The organism is Aurantiacibacter sp. D1-12 (genome assembly GCF_028858515.1).
Lineage (GTDB): Bacteria > Pseudomonadota > Alphaproteobacteria > Sphingomonadales > Sphingomonadaceae > Alteraurantiacibacter.
Map to the genome: position 1 here is coordinate 566,213 of NZ_JAPJZJ010000001.1, position 19,171 is coordinate 585,383.

Annotated in this window: 20 protein-coding genes and 1 tRNA gene; 12 read left to right on the forward strand and 9 right to left on the reverse strand. The window is 57.9% G+C overall.

Translation table 11 applies throughout. The features are described 5' to 3' along the window. Positions 1 to 72 precede the first annotated feature (72 nt). Entirely contained in the window at positions 73 to 1,710 is a 1,638-nt protein-coding gene (locus OOZ52_RS02805) for a CTP synthase (protein WP_274696957.1), read from the forward strand. Between the two features lie 332 nt (positions 1,711 to 2,042). Here OOZ52_RS02805 and OOZ52_RS02810 read toward each other — a convergent pair whose 3' ends face one another. After that, the gene (locus OOZ52_RS02810; RefSeq protein ID WP_274696958.1) at positions 2,043 to 2,513 is read right to left on the reverse strand and encodes an Hsp20 family protein; all 471 of its coding nucleotides are present in this window, start codon (positions 2,511 to 2,513) and stop codon (positions 2,043 to 2,045) included. 149 nt (positions 2,514 to 2,662) lie between these two features. Between OOZ52_RS02810 and grxC the strand changes: the two genes are divergently transcribed. The 4 genes from grxC to OOZ52_RS02830 all read left to right on the forward strand — a co-directional run bounded on the left by grxC (position 2,663) and on the right by OOZ52_RS02830 (position 4,338). Beyond that, complete coding sequence (gene grxC, locus OOZ52_RS02815) at positions 2,663 to 2,905, forward strand: glutaredoxin 3 (RefSeq protein WP_274697222.1); 243 nt, start codon at positions 2,663 to 2,665, stop codon at positions 2,903 to 2,905. Beyond that, entirely contained in the window at positions 2,905 to 3,732 is an 828-nt protein-coding gene (locus OOZ52_RS02820) for a carbon-nitrogen hydrolase family protein (protein ID WP_274696959.1), read from the forward strand. Before grxC ends, OOZ52_RS02820 begins: the two co-directional genes overlap by 1 nt. Beyond that, entirely contained in the window at positions 3,729 to 4,223 is a 495-nt protein-coding gene (locus tag OOZ52_RS02825) for a DUF1178 family protein (RefSeq protein ID WP_274696960.1), read from the forward strand. The genes OOZ52_RS02820 and OOZ52_RS02825 overlap by 4 nt, the downstream gene beginning before the upstream one ends. Positions 4,224 to 4,261: 38 nt before the next feature. Next, positions 4,262 to 4,338: transfer RNA gene (locus OOZ52_RS02830), tRNA-Arg, on the forward strand. A 57-nt stretch (positions 4,339 to 4,395) separates the two neighbouring features. On the opposite strand, the gene hppD is transcribed toward OOZ52_RS02830, so the two are convergent. Continuing rightward, positions 4,396 to 5,493: a 4-hydroxyphenylpyruvate dioxygenase gene (gene hppD, locus OOZ52_RS02835; protein WP_274696961.1), complete on the reverse strand. Its 1,098-nt coding sequence runs from the start codon at positions 5,491 to 5,493 to the stop codon at positions 4,396 to 4,398. Positions 5,494 to 5,607: 114 nt separating this feature from the next. Between hppD and OOZ52_RS02840 the strand changes: the two genes are divergently transcribed. From OOZ52_RS02840 to OOZ52_RS02850, 3 genes are all read left to right on the forward strand, one after another. Beyond that, positions 5,608 to 5,928 (forward strand): FtsB family cell division protein, encoded by a 321-nt coding sequence (locus OOZ52_RS02840; protein WP_274696962.1) that lies wholly within the window; start codon positions 5,608 to 5,610, stop codon positions 5,926 to 5,928. A gap of 159 nt (positions 5,929 to 6,087) precedes the next feature. After that, positions 6,088 to 7,182 (forward strand): pyruvate dehydrogenase (acetyl-transferring) E1 component subunit alpha, encoded by a 1,095-nt coding sequence (pdhA, locus tag OOZ52_RS02845; RefSeq protein WP_446698101.1) that lies wholly within the window; start codon positions 6,088 to 6,090, stop codon positions 7,180 to 7,182. 3 nt (positions 7,183 to 7,185) lie between these two features. Further along, the gene (locus OOZ52_RS02850; protein WP_274696963.1) at positions 7,186 to 8,559 is read left to right on the forward strand and encodes a pyruvate dehydrogenase complex E1 component subunit beta; all 1,374 of its coding nucleotides are present in this window, start codon (positions 7,186 to 7,188) and stop codon (positions 8,557 to 8,559) included. A 45-nt stretch (positions 8,560 to 8,604) separates the two neighbouring features. Here OOZ52_RS02850 and OOZ52_RS02855 read toward each other — a convergent pair whose 3' ends face one another. From OOZ52_RS02855 to OOZ52_RS02880, 6 genes are all read right to left on the reverse strand, one after another. Beyond that, complete coding sequence (locus OOZ52_RS02855) at positions 8,605 to 9,294, reverse strand: TadE/TadG family type IV pilus assembly protein (RefSeq protein ID WP_274696964.1); 690 nt, start codon at positions 9,292 to 9,294, stop codon at positions 8,605 to 8,607. After that, positions 9,291 to 9,884 (reverse strand): TadE/TadG family type IV pilus assembly protein, encoded by a 594-nt coding sequence (locus OOZ52_RS02860; RefSeq protein WP_274696965.1) that lies wholly within the window; start codon positions 9,882 to 9,884, stop codon positions 9,291 to 9,293. Before OOZ52_RS02860 ends, OOZ52_RS02855 begins: the two co-directional genes overlap by 4 nt. Further along, positions 9,881 to 11,731: a Tad domain-containing protein gene (locus OOZ52_RS02865; RefSeq protein ID WP_274696966.1), complete on the reverse strand. Its 1,851-nt coding sequence runs from the start codon at positions 11,729 to 11,731 to the stop codon at positions 9,881 to 9,883. Before OOZ52_RS02865 ends, OOZ52_RS02860 begins: the two co-directional genes overlap by 4 nt. 170 nt (positions 11,732 to 11,901) lie before the next feature. After that, on the reverse strand, positions 11,902 to 12,354 hold the full coding sequence (locus tag OOZ52_RS02870; RefSeq protein WP_274696967.1) for a TadE family protein: 453 nt from the start codon (positions 12,352 to 12,354) through the stop codon (positions 11,902 to 11,904). 6 nt (positions 12,355 to 12,360) lie between these two features. After that, a complete protein-coding gene (locus tag OOZ52_RS02875; RefSeq protein ID WP_274696968.1) occupies positions 12,361 to 12,819 on the reverse strand; it encodes a TadE/TadG family type IV pilus assembly protein in 459 nt (152 codons plus the stop codon). Then, the gene (locus OOZ52_RS02880; RefSeq protein ID WP_274696969.1) at positions 12,816 to 14,405 is read right to left on the reverse strand and encodes a TadE/TadG family type IV pilus assembly protein; all 1,590 of its coding nucleotides are present in this window, start codon (positions 14,403 to 14,405) and stop codon (positions 12,816 to 12,818) included. Before OOZ52_RS02880 ends, OOZ52_RS02875 begins: the two co-directional genes overlap by 4 nt. A 327-nt stretch (positions 14,406 to 14,732) precedes the next feature. Between OOZ52_RS02880 and OOZ52_RS02885 the strand changes: the two genes are divergently transcribed. Both OOZ52_RS02885 and OOZ52_RS02890 read left to right on the forward strand, forming a co-directional pair. Further along, complete coding sequence (locus OOZ52_RS02885; RefSeq protein ID WP_274696970.1) at positions 14,733 to 15,416, forward strand: hypothetical protein; 684 nt, start codon at positions 14,733 to 14,735, stop codon at positions 15,414 to 15,416. Between the two features lie 28 nt (positions 15,417 to 15,444). Then, positions 15,445 to 15,912, forward strand: a complete 468-nt coding sequence (locus OOZ52_RS02890; protein ID WP_274696971.1) for a hypothetical protein — start codon at positions 15,445 to 15,447, stop codon at positions 15,910 to 15,912. On the opposite strand, the gene trmFO is transcribed toward OOZ52_RS02890, so the two are convergent. Then, a complete protein-coding gene (gene trmFO, locus OOZ52_RS02895; RefSeq protein ID WP_274696972.1) occupies positions 15,909 to 17,276 on the reverse strand; it encodes a methylenetetrahydrofolate--tRNA-(uracil(54)-C(5))-methyltransferase (FADH(2)-oxidizing) TrmFO in 1,368 nt (455 codons plus the stop codon). The two genes, OOZ52_RS02890 and trmFO, sit on opposite strands and share 4 nt — an antisense overlap. Before the next feature lie 78 nt (positions 17,277 to 17,354). On the opposite strand from trmFO, the gene OOZ52_RS02900 reads away from it, so the two are divergent. Both OOZ52_RS02900 and OOZ52_RS02905 read left to right on the forward strand, forming a co-directional pair. Continuing rightward, complete coding sequence (locus OOZ52_RS02900; protein WP_274696973.1) at positions 17,355 to 18,110, forward strand: lysoplasmalogenase family protein; 756 nt, start codon at positions 17,355 to 17,357, stop codon at positions 18,108 to 18,110. Beyond that, positions 18,107 to 19,159 carry an alpha/beta hydrolase gene (locus tag OOZ52_RS02905; RefSeq protein WP_274696974.1) on the forward strand — a complete coding sequence of 351 codons (1,053 nt, stop codon included), beginning with the start codon at positions 18,107 to 18,109 and terminating at the stop codon, positions 19,157 to 19,159. The genes OOZ52_RS02900 and OOZ52_RS02905 overlap by 4 nt, the downstream gene beginning before the upstream one ends. Positions 19,160 to 19,171 lie beyond the last annotated feature (12 nt).

Sequence of the window (19,171 nt, forward strand, 5' to 3'; positions counted from 1 at the left end):
TTACAAAATCCGCGCAAAACCGTCGCAATTCGCTTGCGCCGAATCCGTGTGTGAGCTTAAGGCTCAACTCCCATGGCGCGGTATATTTTCATCACCGGCGGCGTGGTCTCCTCGCTCGGCAAAGGTCTCATGGCAGCCTCTTTGGCAGCCCTTCTGCAGGCGCGTGGCTACAAGGTCCGCATTCGGAAATTCGATCCTTATCTGAATGTCGATCCGGGCACGATGAGCCCGTATCAGCATGGCGAAGTCTATGTCACCGATGACGGGGCAGAGACCGATCTTGATCTCGGGCACTATGAACGTTTCACGGGTGTGTCAGCGCACCAGAACGACAATATCACCTCGGGACGCGTCTATCGCGACATCATCGCCAAGGAACGGCGAGGGGACTACCTCGGCGCCACCGTGCAGGTGATCCCGCACGTGACCGATGCGATCAAGGAATTCGCGCTGGCAGACCAGGGCGATCACGACTTCATCCTGTGCGAAATTGGCGGCACCGTGGGCGATATCGAGAGCCTGCCGTTTATGGAGGCCATTCGCCAGCTGCGGAACGAGCTGGAGCCCAATCAGACGCTTTCGGTCCATGTGACCCTCGTACCGTACATCGCGGCGGCAGGCGAACTGAAGACCAAGCCCACGCAGCACTCGGTGCGCGAACTGGCATCGCTTGGCATAAAGCCCGATGTACTGCTGTGCCGTTGTGAGCACCCGCTGCCCGATGGCGAGCGACAGAAAATCGCCAATTTCTGTAACGTGCGCAAGGAATCGGTCATTCCCGCGCTTGATGCGACAAGCATCTATGCGGTTCCGCAGCAGTATCACGAAGCAGGTCTCGACGGCGAAGTCCTGCGCCATTTCGGCATGCTCGGCACCAGCAATCCTCCCAACATGGCACGCTGGGAAGACGTTGTTGACCGCTACGAAAAGCCCGAGGGTGAGGTCACAATTGGCGTTGTCGGCAAGTATGTCGGTCTGCCCGATGCCTACAAGTCGCTCAATGAAGCGCTGGTGCACGGCGGCATGGCCAACCGCACGAAGGTCAACATCCGCTGGATCGATGCCGAGATCTTCGAAAAGGATGACGCCGACATCACCGCCGAACTGGAGCCGCTGCACGGGATCCTGGTCCCCGGAGGCTTTGGGGATCGCGGTAGTGAAGGCAAGATTGCCAGCGTCCGTTTTGCTCGTGAACGCAAGGTGCCGTTCTTCGGTATCTGCCTCGGTATGCAGATGGCCTGCATCGAAGGCGCGCGAGATCAAGGAGTTGTAGCAGCTTCTTCAACCGAATTCGGGGAAACTGCTGAACCTGTCGTGGGCATCATCACGGAGTGGATGAGCGAAGAAGGCCTGCAGCAACGCTCTGCCGAGACCGATCTTGGCGGAACCATGCGCCTGGGCGCTTATGACGCCAAACTGGCCGGCAATTCACACGTTTCACAAATCTACGGCGGTGCGACAGAAATTTCCGAGCGCCACCGTCATCGCTACGAAGTTAACTCGGCCTATATCGACCGGCTCGAGAGTGGCGGACTGGTGTTCTCGGGCATGTCGCCGGATGGTTTGCTGCCGGAAATTGTTGAACGGCCAGATCATCCCTGGTTTGTCGGCGTTCAATTCCACCCTGAATACAAGAGTCGACCGTTTGATCCGCATCCCCTGTTTTCGGGATTTATCGAGGCAGCATTGGCACAGTCACGGCTCGTTTGAGCCATGGTTACGATCGCTTCAACCAATCGCGAATTTGTGCTTGCGCAAACAGGGCGCTCGGGCCTAGTCGAAACGTACGGGCATAGGGGTGCACCCGTCTATTGGCTTGCATGACGTCATGACGTCAGCAGCAGGCGCCAATCCCCCTATAGGTTTGATCCTTTAGCTTCACGCCCTGCGTGTAAGCACGGATACTACGATCTTGCCAACGAAGCTGGCTGTCTTTTGCGACCCGGATAGCCTGTTTCAGAGGCTGGTCGGCGTGCAAACGTCGAGGGGGCGGGCTTTAGCGGGCCCGCCCCCATACGTTTTACCAGGAATGTGGTGTGGAATTATGCAGCGTTTGCCGCATCATCCTTCTTGTCGCCTTCAACAACCTTCAGTTCGCTGTCGCCGATCGAAATCTTCTTCGGCTTCATCGCGTCAGGAACTTCACGCAGTAGGTCGATCACAAGCAGGCCGTCCTTCAGATCCGCATTTTCGACACGGACATAGTCTGCCAGCTCGAAGCGGCGCTCAAAGCCACGGTTGGCAATGCCGACATGCAGCATTTCGCCATCGTTCACTTCGTCGCGCTTGCGGCCCTGTACGGTCAGCAGGTTCTGCTGGGCGGTGATATCGAGGTCAGCGGCGGTAAAACCGGCAACAGCAATGGTGATGCGGTAGGCATCTTCATCGCGACGCTCGATATTGAAGGGGGGATAGTTGTCGCCAGAGTTGCGAGCATTGTTTTCGAGCAGGTCGAAAAGACGGTCAAAACCAACTGTGGAACGACGATATGGGGTAAGGTCAAAACGGTTCATTTGAAACAAATCCTCTTTTGAGCAATTTGACAATTAACGTGGACCCATGATTGGCATCCACGAAACATAGATGGGATCGCCTGACGGGCTGTCAAGCACCTGTCAGACACTTTGAAAGCGAGATTACTGTGAGCGAAGTCAAGGTCGAGATGTACTCAAAGGCGTGGTGCCCGTTCTGCGTGCGCGCCAAGAGCCTGCTCAAGAAAAAAGGCGTCGAAATCATCGAGTATGACATCACCATGGGCGGGCCGAAGCGCGAAGAGATGATGCAGCGCAAGCCAGACGCGATGACAGTGCCGCAGATATTCATCAATGATCAGGCTATTGGCGGATCGGATGACCTTGCTGTGCTTGATCGCGAAGGCAAGCTAGACGCGCTGCTGGGCCTATAATGCCGAAAATCGCGCTCCTTCAGATGACATCAGGCATTGATCCGGCTGCCAACGCGGCTGCGATTTGTGATGCAGCGGCAGAGGCTGCGGAGCAGGGCGCATCAATGCTTTTCACGCCGGAAATGGCCGGGCTGCTGGATAAGGATCGAGCCCGCGCCTCAACGAACATCGTTCCGGAAAGCGAAAGCCCAGTTCTTGAGAAGGTTTCCACCGCAGCATCGCAGCACGGAATCTGGATCAACCTGGGTCTTCCCGTGGCCCTGGAAGACGGCCGCTGGGCAAACCGCATGGTGGTGATTGATCCGGCGGGCAGGGTTGCCGCGCGATATGACAAGATCCACATGTTCGATGTCACTCTGGATACGGGTGAGAGCTGGCGCGAGTCCGCAGCCTATGCTCCCGGAGAGCAGGTGGTGGATGTCGCGGATACGCCCGTTGGCCGTCTCGGGCTGTCGATCTGTTACGACTTGCGTTTTCCGGCCTTGTTCGAAGAGCTGGGGCAACGACACTGCGATGCAATCTCTATACCCGCTGCCTTTACGAAACCGACCGGCAAGGCGCATTGGCATGTACTCCAGCGTGCGCGGGCGATCGAGGCCTCTGCTTTCGTGATCGCGGCAGCACAAGTGGGCCAGCATGAGGACGGGCGCGAGACCTTCGGTCATTCGCTTGTTGTTGACCCGTGGGGCGAGGTGCTGCTCGACATGGGTGGAGATGGGGCAGGGCTAGGTTTCTGCGACATTGATCTCTCACGCATAGCCGAGGTTCGCAGCCAGCTTCCCAGCCTTGCCAACAAGCGTGAAATCCCTACATCGCGCAGCCAATGATTGTTTTCGATCTTTCCTGTGACAGCGGCCACCGTTTCGAGGGCTGGTTCAGCTCATCTGAGGACTATTCGCGTCAACTGGCGGAAGGTCTGCTGTGCTGCCCGACCTGTGGCTCAGGTGCGGTTGATAAGGCGCCGATGGCTCCATCAGTGGGGAAGAAGGGCAATCAGCAGACCGCCGCCAAACCTGCTGCGCAAACGCCAGAGCATGGACAAGGGGAGGGCGCTCGCCCGGTTTCCAATGCTCCGATGTCGCCGGAGGTCAAACAGGCCCTCGAGAAGCTGGCTGATGCGCAGAAGAAGGCGCTTAAGGACAGCAAGTGGGTCGGCAAGAGCTTCGCCGAAGAATCCCGCGCCATGCACTACGGCGAACGCGATCATCAGGCGATCCACGGTGAAGCCAGCCCGGAAGAAGCCAAAGAGTTGATCGATGAAGGCGTCCCCGTCGCGCCGCTGCCGTTCCCTGTGGCACCGCCCGAAGACTTGAACTGATTGCCAGACTGAATTGCTTTGCTATGGCAGCCAACGGCGCGCCCGTAGCTCAGTTGGATAGAGCATCAGATTCCTAATCTGGGGGCCACAGGTTCGAATCCTGTCGGGCGCACCAACAAAAAAGGGCGAGCCGCGTGGCCCGCCCTTTATTGTTGGCGTTGCGCACGAATGCTTACTCGGCAGGCTCAACCTCGAGCGTACCGCGTTTGATCTGGTCGCGTTCCATGCTTTCGAACAGCGCCTTGAAGTTGCCTTCGCCAAAGCCTTCGTCACCCTTGCGCTGGATGAATTCGAAGAACACCGGACCAACCTGTGCTTCCGCAAAGATCTGCAACAGCAAACGTGGCTGCCCGCCTTCTGTCGTACCGTCGAGGAGAATGCCGCGCGCCTTCAGCTCGTTCTCTGGCTCGCCGTGGCCGGGCAAACGCTCGGACAGCATATCATAATAGGTTTCGGGCGGTGCAGTCATGAACGGCACGCCGAACTCCTTCAGGCGATCCCAGCAGCCGAGCAGGTCGTCACAGATCAGTGCAATGTGCTGGATGCCTTCACCGTTGAACTCCTTCAGGAACTCTTCGATCTGGCCCTTGCCGCCTTCGCCTTCTTCGTTGAGCGGAATGCGGATCTTGCCATCGGGCGCGGTCAGCGCCTTCGAGGTCAGGCCGGTATACTCGCCCTTGATGTCGAAGAAACGGATCTCGCGGAAGTTGAAGAGGGTTTCGTAATAGTCCGCCCAGTACGCCATGCGGCCGTTGTAAACATTGTGCGTCAAGTGATCGATCACGTTGAAGCCTGCGCCCACAGGCCACTTATCGACGCCTTCGATGTATTCGAAGTCGATGTCGTAGATCGACAGGCCGTTCTTGTTTTCATCGGTGTAGCGATCGATCAGATAGACAATGGCACCGCCGATGCCGCGGATCGCGGGGATGTAGAGTTCCATTGGGCCGGTTTCGACGTCCACAGGCTCTGCACCGCGCTCGATCAGCTCATCATAGGCCTTCGCCGCATCTTTGACACGGAAGCCCATGCCACATGCCGATGGGCCATGCTCACGCGCGAAATACCATGCTGCGCTGCGTGGTTCGTAGTTCAGGATCAGGTTGATCTGTCCCTGACGCCATAATTGCACGTCTTTGGAGCGGTGGTTGGCAACGTGGGAAAAGCCCATTGCCTGGAATACAGGTTCAATCACGCCCTTCTCGGGCGCGCAGAACTCGACGAATTCAAAGCCATCAAGGCCGATCGGATTTTCAAAGAGGTCAGTCATAGTTTCATATGTAACCTTTTTTGCACCTGCTCGCAAGACGCCAATTGGTGTAACATCAGCGCATAGACCTGCATTATGCTTGAAACCGTGGCGGCACTGTGATTCAAGGATCGGATGAACAGGCCGATCAACAAGAAAGACGCCGTGCGAGAGAAGGTGGTCAACGCCGCTGCCTTGCTGGTGCTCATCCTGATCGGACTTCTGGCCTTGATCGGCCCTTCCGGCCTGCTGGCGTGGAGCGATCAGTCGAGCCAGCTGGAGGCTCATAAGGAACGTATTGCAGAGCTTGAGGAAGAGCGCGCTGTGCTGGAAAACCGCGTCGATCTTCTCGATCCTGACAACGTCGACGAAGACCTTGCGGACGAGCTCGTTCGTCGTGATCTGGGTGTTGCGCATCCGGACGATCTGGTCGTCGAACTGGACGAAGAAGAGTAGTCTCTTTCGCGCCACTGGTTTCCCCAAAAAACCATTCTAACCACATTGGCGAAATTCGTATGCGGAACGTTGCCAGTGGCGTGCAGTTGAGCCTATAGGCCGCACAACAATAAACTGCTTGAAAGCTCTGTCAGACAGAGCCGCAAAAGGGGAAATGCCTTGGCAAAAGCCTCCACCTCCGGGAAGAAGAAAACCCCGGTCAAGAAGACGAATACGCCTGCAGCAATGGACGATGCCTTCGCGCTCAAATCGCTTCAGGATGCGCTGGACAAGAAGAAGCGTTTCAAGCCCACCAAGGATCAGCTTCTCCATTTCTACGAGCAGATGCTGCTTATCCGCCGTTTCGAGGAAAAGGCTGGCCAGCTTTATGGTCTTGGCCTGATTGGCGGTTTTTGCCACCTCTACATCGGACAGGAGGCGGTCGCGATTGGCCTGCAATCCGCACTCGATAACGACACTGACAGCGTGATAACCGGTTACCGCGATCACGGTCACATGCTCGCCTATGGCATCGATCCCAACGTCATCATGGCCGAGCTGACGGGCCGCGCCGCCGGTATTTCCAAGGGGAAGGGCGGCTCGATGCACATGTTCAGCACCGAGCATAAATTCTACGGCGGCCACGGCATCGTGGGTGCTCAAGTGGCGCTGGGCGGAGGCCTCGCGCTCGCCCATCAATACAACGAAGACGGCGGCCTGTGCCTCGCATACTTTGGCGATGGTGCTGCGAACCAGGGCCAGGTTTATGAGACCATGAACATGGCCGCGCTGTGGAAGCTGCCGATGGTCTTCGTGGTCGAAAACAACCAGTACGCGATGGGTACCGCGGTGCGTCGCAGCTCGGCTGAAACCGAGTTCTACCGTCGCGGTGCTGCCTTCCGCATTCCAGGCATGAAGGTGAACGGCATGGACGTGCTCGAAGTGCGTCAGGCTGCAGAAATCGCGTTCAAGCATGTGCGCGAAGGCAATGGCCCCGTCCTGATGGAATGCGAGACCTATCGCTATCGCGGGCACTCGATGTCCGATCCTGCCAAGTATCGTACGCGTGAAGAGGTGCAGGACCAGCGCGAGAAGAACGATCCGATCGAACGCGCCAAGGCTGATCTGATGAAACTGAAGGTGAAAGAAGACGCGTTGAAAGACATCGACAAGGCCATCCGCGCCACTGTCGCCGAAGCCGCCGATTTTGCCGAGAAATCGCCCGAGCCGGAGCCGAGCGAACTCTACACCGATGTTCTGGTGGAGGAGTATTGAGCCATGGCTATTGAACTCAAGATGCCCGCGCTTTCTCCGACGATGGAAGAAGGCACACTCGCCAAGTGGCTCGTCAAGGAAGGCGACACCGTTTCCGCCGGTGACGTGCTCGCCGAGATTGAGACCGACAAGGCTACGATGGAGTTCGAGTCCATCGACGAAGGTACCGTTGGCAAGATCCTGGTTGCAGAAGGCACAGAGGAAGTGAAAGTCGGCACCGTCATCGCCATTCTGGCAGGCGAGGGTGAAGAGGTTTCCGATACCGCTCCCGCTGCCCAAGAAGCTGTTCCCGTTGAGGAAAGCACTGGCCCCGAAGTTGCTGCCGCTGAAGCTGCAGAAAAGCCCGAAGCTAAAGAGCGTCCTGCCGATCCGGACATTCCTGCTGGCACCAACATGGTTTCGCTCACCGTGCGTGAAGCCTTGCGTGATGGCATGGCCGAGGAAATGCGCCGTGACGAACGCGTGTTCGTGATGGGAGAGGAAGTTGCCGAGTACCAGGGTGCCTACAAGGTCACTCAGGGCCTGCTCGACGAATTCGGTCCCAAGCGCGTGATCGATACGCCGATCACCGAATACGGGTTCGCCGGCATCGGCGCAGGCGCGGCGATGGGTGGCCTTCGCCCGATCGTAGAGTTCATGACGTTCAACTTCGCCATGCAGGCGATCGACCACATCATCAACTCGGCTGCCAAGACGAACTATATGTCGGGCGGTCAGATGCGTTGTCCGGTCGTGTTCCGTGGCCCGAACGGCGCTGCAAGCCGCGTTGGCGCGCAGCACAGCCAGAATTACGGCCCGTGGTACGCCAGCGTCCCCGGCCTGATCGTGATCGCGCCCTATGACGCGCAGGATGCCAAGGGCCTGATGAAGGCGGCAATCCGAACCGAAGATCCGGTCGTCTTCCTCGAGAACGAGCTGGTCTACGGCCAGAGCTTCGAGGTCGCACAGCTGGACGATCACGTGCTGCCAATCGGCAAGGCGCGGATCATGCGTGAAGGTTCAGACGTTACAATCGTATCGTACTCGATTGCCGTTGGTGTCGCGCTGCAGGCTGCAGAAGAGTTGGCAGAGCAGGGCATCGACGCCGAAGTCATCGACCTGCGCACGCTGCGTCCGCTCGATAAGGAAGCCGTCCTGACGTCACTCGCCAAGACCAATCGCGTTGTGATCGCCGAAGAAGGCTGGCCAACGTGCTCGATTGCATCGGAAATCGTCGCGATTTGTATGGAGGAAGGCTTCGATAACCTCGATGCACCTGTCCTGCGCGTATGCAATGAAGACGTACCGCTACCCTATGCCGCGAACCTCGAAAAGCTGGCGCTGATCGACAAGGATGGCGTGATCGAGGCGTGCAAGAAGGTCTGCTACGCCGATTGATCCGATGAAGACACCGGTCCGTCCCTAGAGAGTCGGGCCGGTGCTTTAGAGATCGTAAAAAGAGCCGCCAAACTGGTCGCAGCTCGCAACCGGGTCGGGTGCGTTAGTGTCTCGCTGGTAAATTCCTGACAGATCGCGATCATCACGGACGATATAGCTGGCAATAGCACTCACATCCTGCTCGCCGAAGGTGAAGGGGTCACCGATCAAGGGCTGGTAGGTGTAAGCGATTTCAACGAAGATGACGGCAGCTTCATCGAACGCCATGACTTTCGCGTCGGCTGGCCCCATGCCGGCAGCCACATCTGACCGCGCACCATCTACGGTACCGTACTGGCTGGTGTGGGCGAGCGTCCCTGCACAGCGTTGCCAGTGGATATACTGTTCGCCAGTATCCTTATCCACCTGCAGGCTGCTCATGATCACACGGCCATGGGTGAAGATATCAATCCCTTTGCCGCTCTGGATATGCGCGCCGTAGAACAGGTCATTGATGTCATCTTCATAGATCTTGCGATCTTCCAGAACGCCGGCTTCGCCAATACGCGACCCGTTATCGGCGATTTGCATCGCAAGCTGAGAAACTTGCATTTCAATCAATGCCCGATTGGCTGTTTCAAGGCCCATCAAACCAACACCCAGAATGAAGGGGAAGGCGAGGGCGAATTCGGTCATGGCGACGCCAGAGGTGTCGCGAACCAGATTGCGAATGGCAGAGGCAGCCTTGGTGATCATGCGCAATTTCCGACTGCTTGTACGTCGGCAGTGGAATTGAATGGCTGGTTACGCAAGACCGTGCGGGCCGTGACAGTCACCGTGTCTTCAAAGCCGATAAGTTCGGCCATCGGGAAGGGCCGGTCATAGCTCGCATTGACCTCGTACAAAACTGCATCGCGCGCACCATTGGAGTCGCTGAGCTCACGCGACTGGTCCCATGAGCCGTTGCCATTGGCATCAACGAAAGGTTCGTTTTCGTTGCAGGTGCCATCACCGTTGGTGTCGGTAAATTCTTCCGCGCGACCAAAGTCAGAATAGCGCGAGTAAGCAGACCGGTCGAAGGTCACCGTCGCCGACGGCACCACATTCTGGACTGCATTGCGCACCCGGGTGTCGAGAGCGGTTCCGTTACCGGCATATGCTTCAAGTGTAGAATCGCGCGCAGCCTTCTGGATCGCGCCTTCGATCATGGTCTCCGCATAGAAGTTGTACGAAAGATCGAACAACCCCATCAACGTTAGAACGAGCACAGGCGAAATCAGGGCGAACTCCACAATCGTGGCTCCCGTTTCGTCCCGAAAGATATCAGCAAAGAGCCGCGGCATCATGAGGAAAGCCTCAGTTCGCTCATGGAACTCGCAATATCCATGAAGGCCTGGTTGAGTTCTTCGGCATTGTTAGCCTGGAACGTGCGGCCCGGCCCGCCACATTCTTCCATGATCGGGTTCAGGCTTGTGCCGAAGGCAACAACCCACACAGTGATGTTGCGGTTCTTCACCTGCTGGCAGGCAATACGGAAACGGTTCTCGACGACCGAGGTGAGAGTTTCCGTGCCATCCGGATCCCATCTGCGCTGATCCAGGCCTTCGATACCATACGAGCTGTAAGAAATGTCGTAAGGTTCGGTCTGGCCGTCCGTCAGCCAGATCAGGTGGCGACCGCGCGTATCATCCGGACCGCTCGAGTTCTCCGATGCGTACAATCCTGTGGGTGAAAGCAGGCGTCCACCCCAGATCATGCCAATATCATGGTGTGTCGAGCCATAAGGCACGAGAGTATCGAGGTAGGTATTGAGTTCGTCAGATGTCATCGCCGTCAGCTTCGCTGCCGCAGGCGGACAGTCCGATGACCACCATGTGCCCGAATTGGCGAATTCGGCAGTCGTGCGAATGTTTCTCGGCGTGAAATCACCCGTGCCGGAAGTGTCGAGCGAGCGGGCGTAGCTGTTGTCGGTGTAACGCGGACGCCATTGGGTTGCAGAATTGCCCGAAGACGGCACCAGGTCGATGTCCAGATCAAGCGCCCGAGAGAAGTCGACGTTGTCGTAGTCATCGATGATGTATGTACCGCGTTCCTCGATGCAACCATCCGTTTCGGTACGCCAGTTTGATACATCACGCGAAATCGGCTCATAGCTCCAGAGAGTGTGATCTAGGGACGGGAGAACCGTCACTTCCTCAAACGTCTGGATATAGTTCGTGTCCGTGCTCGCTTGAATCTCGCAGGTATCGCCGTTCAGCACTGTTTGATAGCGCGTGCCATTGTGGACCTTTTCGCCGTCTTTAATCGTGACAATTGCCGGTGGATTGAACTGCACCTCGGTGCGCGCGGAATCGTCATCGATGGTTGTGGTAGTATCCCAGGTGTTGCTCGGCTGTGCACCTTCGCATGAGTACCAGCCCGGCTGATCGGGATTGGGTGATTCGTTCCAGGTTGCCGCATAGGTGGACTCTGCGGTCCAATCAGTGCGGGTACCCGATACATACTGCCAGTTGCGGTAATAGGTGTAGCTGATGTCTTCACCCGGAAGAGCAAGCCCCGTGTCGCGGCGCCCCTGATAGGTCCAGCTGTCTACTACCCAACTGTCCTGCAAAAGGTGCCCGACATTGACGTTGGCATTGTACGGAACGAACCCGTAACGGATAGTAGTCGCAGGCCCTTTGCTGGCATCAAGGGTAGTATAGAAAGTCCTGATGACCGATTTGAGCGATTCCAGTCGGGACTGACTATCGCCAGCGTTGGTGTGACGCATCGAGCCAGTGACGTCGAGCGCCATCATAACGTCCAGATTCGGGAACGTCTGGATGGAAGAGCAATCAACCGTAACTTCCATTTCATCGAAGCCGAACACGCTCATCAGCGTGGTCGGCACATCGACGGAAGCGGATGCCCTGATGGAGAAATCGCCTTCCAGCTGCATCGAAAAGTTGCGGTTTTCGGTGCCATATGCGCCGTCACGGAAGTTGAGATCAAAGAAGCGGTGCCCTGTCTCGGCCACGTCGCTCGGCATCGTGCCATCAACCGCGGCCTGGTTTCCCATGCGATTTCGCGCGGCGAGGGTACCCGCATCGCAGGCAGCCTGCAGGCGGGTCTTGGCCAGGTAGCCGCGGCCCATGTCAACTCCGCCGCCGACCAGCGCGATCAACGGGAAGATCGATGCAGCGATCATGGCCATGACGTTACCCGACGGATCCCGCGCAAGGCGCGTTAAGATTCCACCGAAATCGTGGCGAGAAAGGGAATGCGGAACTCTCATTGCACCGCATTTACGCATAATGACTAAGCCGAATCCCAACAGGATTGGTTAATATATTCATTAATTGTAAAAGGATCTGATCGCCGTGATCAGGTAGCAGTCGCCGCGCTATCATCCAGCAGGAATACAGGACGCTCGAAATCCAGTGTCGGGCCATCGATGTCGATGAATTCCAGCACACTGGTAATGCGATAGGTCACTGTGATCGTCAGCTCCTTTGCCCCCGCAACACGTTGGGTGTCAGCATCGGCAATGGTCATACCAAGACGATCAGGGTCCATCAGGTAAGGCGCACCCTGCGCGTGGTTACGCCCCCAGGTCCGCAACTGCGAATTCGAGATCGTGTTGCCCGTCTGGTACTGAACCATCGCGTAGCGGGACACATCGGCAGACAGATTGCGCATCGCGTTGTAACTTTGCAGCCCCATACCAACCTGCAGCACGCCAAGGATCATGACGATAAACGCAGGGCCAATCAGCGCGAATTCAATCGCGGCAGCGCCAAGCGTGTCCTGGCGGAGGCGGGAGATGAAGGCGCGCATTGTCGGTTATCCGATCTGAATTGTACGGCTGACGTTGAAGTCGAAGCCCGAAGTGACGCCGAACTTGGTCCAGACAGGCGTGTAGGTATCGCTGATGTCGACCTTGATAAACTTGTACTCGGTTGCAGAACCGCAGCTATCGGCCTCGGTTGCGTAGTTCTCGGCCGTTCCGCAGCGGTAGATCTCGTTGACGGTGATTTTCTCGCTCGAAATTCCGGTCGAGGTCGCCAGAATGTCTCGCACAGTGGCGCGCTGCTCTGCGGTTTCAGGGATCGTGGCGCGTACAACGGCCGCAGCCTCGGCGGCAGCGCTTTGCAGCTCCGTCTGGCGGGCAACCATCGAACTGACTTCGAACCCGCCAAGCGCCAGAACCAGCAGGATAGGCGCAACGAATGCGGTCTCGATAGCCATCGAGCCGTTTTCATTGCGCTTGATCCGCGCAAGCCGGGCGAGGGCACGCATCATGCGACGAGCCTCACCTTCGCAGCAGTCGATACAATCGTGGTATCTTCGGAAGAACCACCGGGGCAGAAGGTCGACATATTCGTCGTACCGGTGATGGTGATGGTTGCCGAAGCAATCATCAGACACTGGCTGGTCACGCCGATCGTGCCGGCGAAGTCCACACCACTGGTCGGGAAATACAGCGCACCGTTGAGCACGGTGTTGGCATTGCCGTTGAACTTGGTCTTGTTGCTGCCTTGCGAGCTGCGATCTTCAAACACCAACATGCCGGCAAGCTCGTTGGCGTCTTCCTGAGAAACGCCCACAGCCATCAGGTCCGACGCCTGCATGGCGGTCAGGTTCACGTCCGAGCCACCGGTGACGTCGATATAGGCACCATCATACAGCACGAACATGACGGCAGAGCCGGTCACTTCGTACTGCCCGGGGATCTTCAGACCGCCGCCAACAATGTTGTAGACGCCAGGAGCGAATGCGGTGTCACACGAAATCTGTAAATCGGAGTAGGTGCCCGGACGGACGCTTCCGGCCTGCGCGCCCGGGGTGACGATTACGTTATCGTAAGTCGTATAGACCGTGGTTGTAACGCGCTCCCACTTCTTGTTCTGGCCGCTACCGCCAAGTTCGCGCCACTGTACCGAGCGGGATTCGACAGTTCCTTCGACTGTTCCGTTCGGCACGAGTTTCGCCGCCTCGTAGGAAGGCTCGGTGCGGGTATCTTCCTTGCCCGCAGTATTCGCCCATCCTGTCGCGTTACGCGTGTTGGAACCCTGATAATAATCGTACTCCACCGCAGTCACAGTGGTGACGTCAGCAGTGGTCGAATCGGGCTCGGCCGAACAGCTGTAGGTCCGTTCAACCTGCGTTTCATCAGGGTTCGGCGGCTCCAGTTCACCAAACGGGTCGTAGAGACCTTCCATGTTCTCGAGGATCACGTCGTCGGTATTGTCTTTGAGCCACTGGTCGACGCCTCCTGCTGCGAGAATCCACCCGGCATCCACCGTTGGGTTACCGTTCACGGAAATAGCTTCCTCTGCGGTAGACAGCGCGGCCAGTCCACAACTCGCAGTGAGGACCGAGTTACCGCCGATGGTCAGCGCACCGGTTTCATCTTCGTCCAGTGCAACCAGGCAGCTGGTGAAGGTCGCGCCTTCTTCAAAGCTGGCCTGCGCATAGGCGTAAATCGTAGTGCTGCCACCCATCAGGAAGTTGGTGAAGGGTAGGGTCTTTGTTGCGGTTGCCGACACGGCGACCGAATTCAGATTGCCGCCGGCATAGTCTGCCAGGCTGATGTTCGGCGCATTGTTAAAGTCATCGGTTGCCGAAAGGTTGGCGTTGAATTCCTGCAAAGCGCGGCGCTGGTATGTGTTCTCCGTCTCTTCGTCTGCGCGTGCCCAGGCACCGGCAATCGCCGACTGGTCCACTGCAAACTGCAGCTCACGTTTCCACATGTACCACTGGGTCATGTCGACACCGAGACCGGCACCCCCGATAAGGACGGGCATACCGAGTGCGACGAGAAGAGTGGCGTTGCCGCTGTTGCAGCCCGCCATCTTGGCAATATGTCGACGGATACGAGTGATCATAGTTGGGCCTGCTTTTTGCAAAAATTGTTATGGCTTTGTGCCGAACTAGCGAATGTTTGGTTTCCGGTGTGTAAAGCGTCAGGGTTAACAATCCGTCCACCATCACAACCGAGCCGTTGCGCGGAGTGTGAAGAGAAGAAGGTTTGCCGCCCGCACTGAACATGGCGCATCGCGCCCTTACGCAGTCGGGGTTCTTGATCAGAATCGGGCGACAAACACTTCTCCATGCGTGTGGCCTCTACCAATGCCCCATCAACACAATCGCAAGGAAAGGGGTAAATTTGCTCCTACCTGCACGCGTCATGTGCACAGGATCGCTTGACGCAAGTGAACGATCACGGCACCCGCGCGGCGATGACCGAAGCGCTTCTCGATACCTTGCCCCTCTCGCATCGCCTTGCGCTCAGCTATGCGCCGGCGAGGGCACGCGATACTGTGCTTGGCTTGATGGCACTCGATATGCGGTTGGCTGGCATCTTAGCCGGTGATGGCGAGCCGATGATCGCGCAGATCAAGCTCGCCTGGTGGAGAGACCGGCTTTCCGAAGATACGAGCGACTGGCCCACCGGCGAACCCTTGCTCGCTTTGTTGAGCACCTTCCCGGGGGATCTGAAAAGGCTCATCCCGCTGGTCGATGGCTACGAAACGCTGCTGGGCGAAGCATTCGATCGCCCCGCTCTCGCGACCTATCTGCGCGGTAAATCGCAGGCGTGGGCTGCGGTGGCCGATGGTGTTGGCGACGACAGTACGCTTGCCCCCGTTGAACAGGCGGCAAAGGAAGTTGCGCTCCATGATCTCGCCAACCGCTTGAGCGAGGAGAGCGAGCTGGCACTGGTCAAACAGTCACTGCAGAAGCAACTGTGGAGACGTGCAGCTTTATCGCGCTCTATGCGCTCGCTCGCGGTGCTCCATGCGCTCTGCAAACGGGCCCGGAACAAAGATCAGGCAGAGCTGCTTGATGGTCCGGGCGCGATGATCGCGGCAATGAGGGTTGGCATTACAGGACGTTAGCGTAGAGTGCGAGACTTGGAGGCAAGCCATGAACCGTATTCTGCTTGGCGCATTTGGCGCTCTGGTGCTCGCAACGCTCGGTCTGTTCTGGATGCAGGGGAGGGCGCAGGTCGAACAAGCAGCTCCGCCACCCGATCCCGAAGTCGTCGAGGTGGAAGACCCGGATGCTCTTCCGACTGCCGATGTTGCTGACATGGAGGGCCCGGCTCCGCCTGAAGCGAGCGAGCTAACGCGCGAGCAGCGCCGCTTCTTCCGCTATGATCGCAATCGTGACCTCAAGATCACGCGAAACGAGATGCTTTCGACCCGCACTGACGCGTTCCGCAGACTAGATGTCGATGGTAACAATCTGCTGACATTCGAGGAATGGGCGGTCACAACCTCGAACCGCTTCGAAGAGATGGACGGCAATGACGATAACGAGCTGACCCAGGCTGAATTCGCAACCAGCGCACCCGCACCGCGCCGCAGTTCAAGACCGCGGTGCAATTGTTAGGCGGGGACCGTTTCGAGGCCTGACAGCCAGACGCCAAAGTCTTCTTTGGCGCGGGTAGTATAGGCTTCCTTACGCTGTTTCTTCGGCACGCGTTCAAGGGTCGGGAAAAGCCCGAAATTGACGTTCATCGGTTGAAAGGAGCTCGCCTCCGCATCACCCGTGATGTGGCCAAGCAAGGAACCCATTGCGGTGGTGGCCGGAGGCGGCGTGAAATTCTCGCCGCGTAGCTCGCTTGCTGCCATCAGGCCCGCCATCAGGCCCACGGCCGAGCTTTCGACATAGCCCTCACACCCGCTGATCTGTCCGGCAAAACGGATGTGCGGCGCGCTCTTCAGCCGTAATTGCCGATCCAGCAACGTGGGTGAATTGATAAAAGTATTGCGGTGCATTCCGCCAAGACGTGCGAACTCGGCATTCTCCAGCCCCGGAATGGTACGGAACAGATCCACCTGCGCGCCGTATTTCATCTTGGTTTGGAAGCCGACCATGTTCCATAGCGTGCCCAGCTTGTTGTCCTGCCGTAGCTGCACCACGGCATAAGGCCACTTGCCCTGCGGGTGCTCCTCGCTCGTGTCATACGGATTATCGAGCCCGACACCCTTCATCGGTCCGTAGCGCAGGGTTTCCACACCGCGTTCCGCCATCACCTCGATCGGCATGCAGCCATCGAAATATGGCGTGTCTTTCTCCCATTCCTTGAACTCCCCCTTTTCGGCATCCATCAGCCCCTGGTGGAAGGCAAGGTACTGCTCCTTTGTCATCGGGCAGTTGATGTAGTCGCCGTCTTCGTTGGAGGCATCGGTGCGCTTGTTCCAGCGCGACTGGACCCACGCCTTGCTCATATCGATGGAATCGCGGTGCACGATGGGTGCAATGGCATCGAAGAAGGCGAGGCGATCTTCACCCGTGGCTTTGACGATACTTTGTGCAAGCGATGCTGCTGTCAGCGGTCCGGTGGCCACGATAGTGAGACCTTCGGCGGGAAGCTCTTCCACCAGTTCGCGGACAATCTCGATGTTCGGATGGTCTTCCAAGGCCTTTTCGACTTCTGCGCTGAACACGTCGCGGTCCACCGCCATCGCACTGCCTGCGGGCACACGAGCCTTCTCGCCGGCGGCCATGACAAGACTGTCAAGCCGTCGCATTTCGTGGTGCAACAAGCCAACCGCGTTCTTGGTGTCATCGTCCGAGCGGAAGGAGTTGGAACAGACCAGCTCTGCAAGGCCATCCGTCTGGTGCGCATCGGTTGACCCGCCGCCACCGCGCATTTCGGACAGGCGAACCTTCACACCACGCTGCGCGAGTTGCCACGCCGCCTCGCTGCCTGCGAGGCCGCCGCCGATGATGTGAACCTGATGTGTCATGCCTGATTTTCCATTTGCCGCGCAGATAAGTGCGTTTGCCCGCTGGTGCAATCACCGGCTCATCGCTAGGCAGCAGAAATGCCCCACCGCGCGCTTGCAGAAAAACGACCTTATCTGGTGCTGAGCCTCATTGCGGCTTTTGCCTATTACTATCTGCAGGTGAGTGATCTGCCTGGACTATTTCTGGTGCCGATCAAGGGAAGCGCAGTCGCGTTTCTCGCCATCTATGCCTGGATGCGACACAGCAGCAGGGATGCGCATATGCTGGCGCTCGCGCTGGTGTTTGCCTCGCTCGGTGACATGCTGATCGCGTCTGCGAGCGGCCTTGTCGATGTCATCCTGCCGGGGCTGGCACCCTATCTCCCGCTCAATTTCGATCTGATCGCCGGAGCCGTAGCTTTTGTCGGCTTCCACATAATTGCGTTGCTGGTTTTCCTGCGCAACAAACGAGAGGCACTGGAAGGGCGGGACAGCCTGATGTTCCTCATCCTGCTGCTTGGTACGCCGCTGGTCGCCTATTTCCTTCCATACGAAGAAAGCATGCGGCCGCTGGTCGCGCTTTACGCGCTGCCGCTTGGCATGATGGCCGCAGGGGCATGGGCGAGCGATTTCCCCCGGTTGAAAGTGGCCGCCGGCGCAATCCTGTTCGTGATCTCCGACTGGCTCATCTTCAGCGAGCTTGGTCCGTTCTCGGGAACCCGTATCCCTGAACTGCTGGTCTGGCCGATCTACTACCTCGGCATGTTCCTCATCACCGTTGGTGTCATAACCACTTTGCGCAAACGCGATCCCGAACTGAGCGTGGTGCAGGGCGGATTGGAGAACACACAATGATTTTGCTGCGTACAATCATCCTTTGCGCACTGGCGCTTTCCCTTCCGGCGACTGCGCATGCACAGATGGGCGAGGGCGCTCCACATGTCACGGCCACCAGCTACACCGTGCAATCGGAAGTTCTGGGTGGCGAACGCATCGTTACCGTACGCTTGCCGGCGGGTTATGAAGAGCAGCCCGATATGCGTTTTCCCGTAATCTATCTGCTCGATGGCGGGCCCGAGCAGGATTTCGATCATATTGCCGGGATCGTGCAAAGCCGCGACATGAACTGGAGTTTCGAACGCTTCATTCTCGTCGGTGTCCAAAGTACCAATCGGCGTCATTTCTTCGCTCCGCCAGCGGCCGATCCGCAGCCCTATGTCGAGGCGCTAGGAGCAGAGCCGGGCGGATCACCGACCTATCGCCGCTTCTTGCGTGAAGAACTGATGCCGATGGTCAATGCGCAGTTCCGTACCGATGGCCATGATGCGGTCATCGGGGAATCGCTTGCCGCGCTGTTCATCGTCGAAACGCTGCTGGAAGACCCGACGTTGTTCGATGACTACATGGCGATTTCGCCAAGCATGTGGTGGGAGCAGATGAAGTATGGCCGGGAGGCCGCGCGCATGCTCGCCGCGCACCCTAACGATGGTATGCAGAGGCGGTTGTACCTGACGGTAGCCAACGAGGGCGTATGGCACCGCGAAGGGACAGAGCGACTGGTCGATGCGCTACGCGCAGGCGCTCCGGCGAACCTCTTGTGGACATTCGTTCCGGTCGAAGACAGCGAAACACACGGCAGCATCTTTCACCCCATGGCACTCGATGCCTTTCGCACGCTTTATGGCACCGCAGAGCGCGAGTTTCCCGCACGGCCCCTGATCGGCGGAACATTCGATCGGGAGCTTACCGCCGAAGAGGAGGTACTTGTGGAGCAGGAATGTACGCGCGAAGAGAGTCTGCGCACCACGCCCGGCGCCGTAGAGCAAGGTCGCGAAAGGCTGCAGTTCAAATGCGTGTTGCTGGACCTCGGCCCGACGCCGCGTGAAGGCAACCTAGGCGACTAGAAAGAGGAGGCC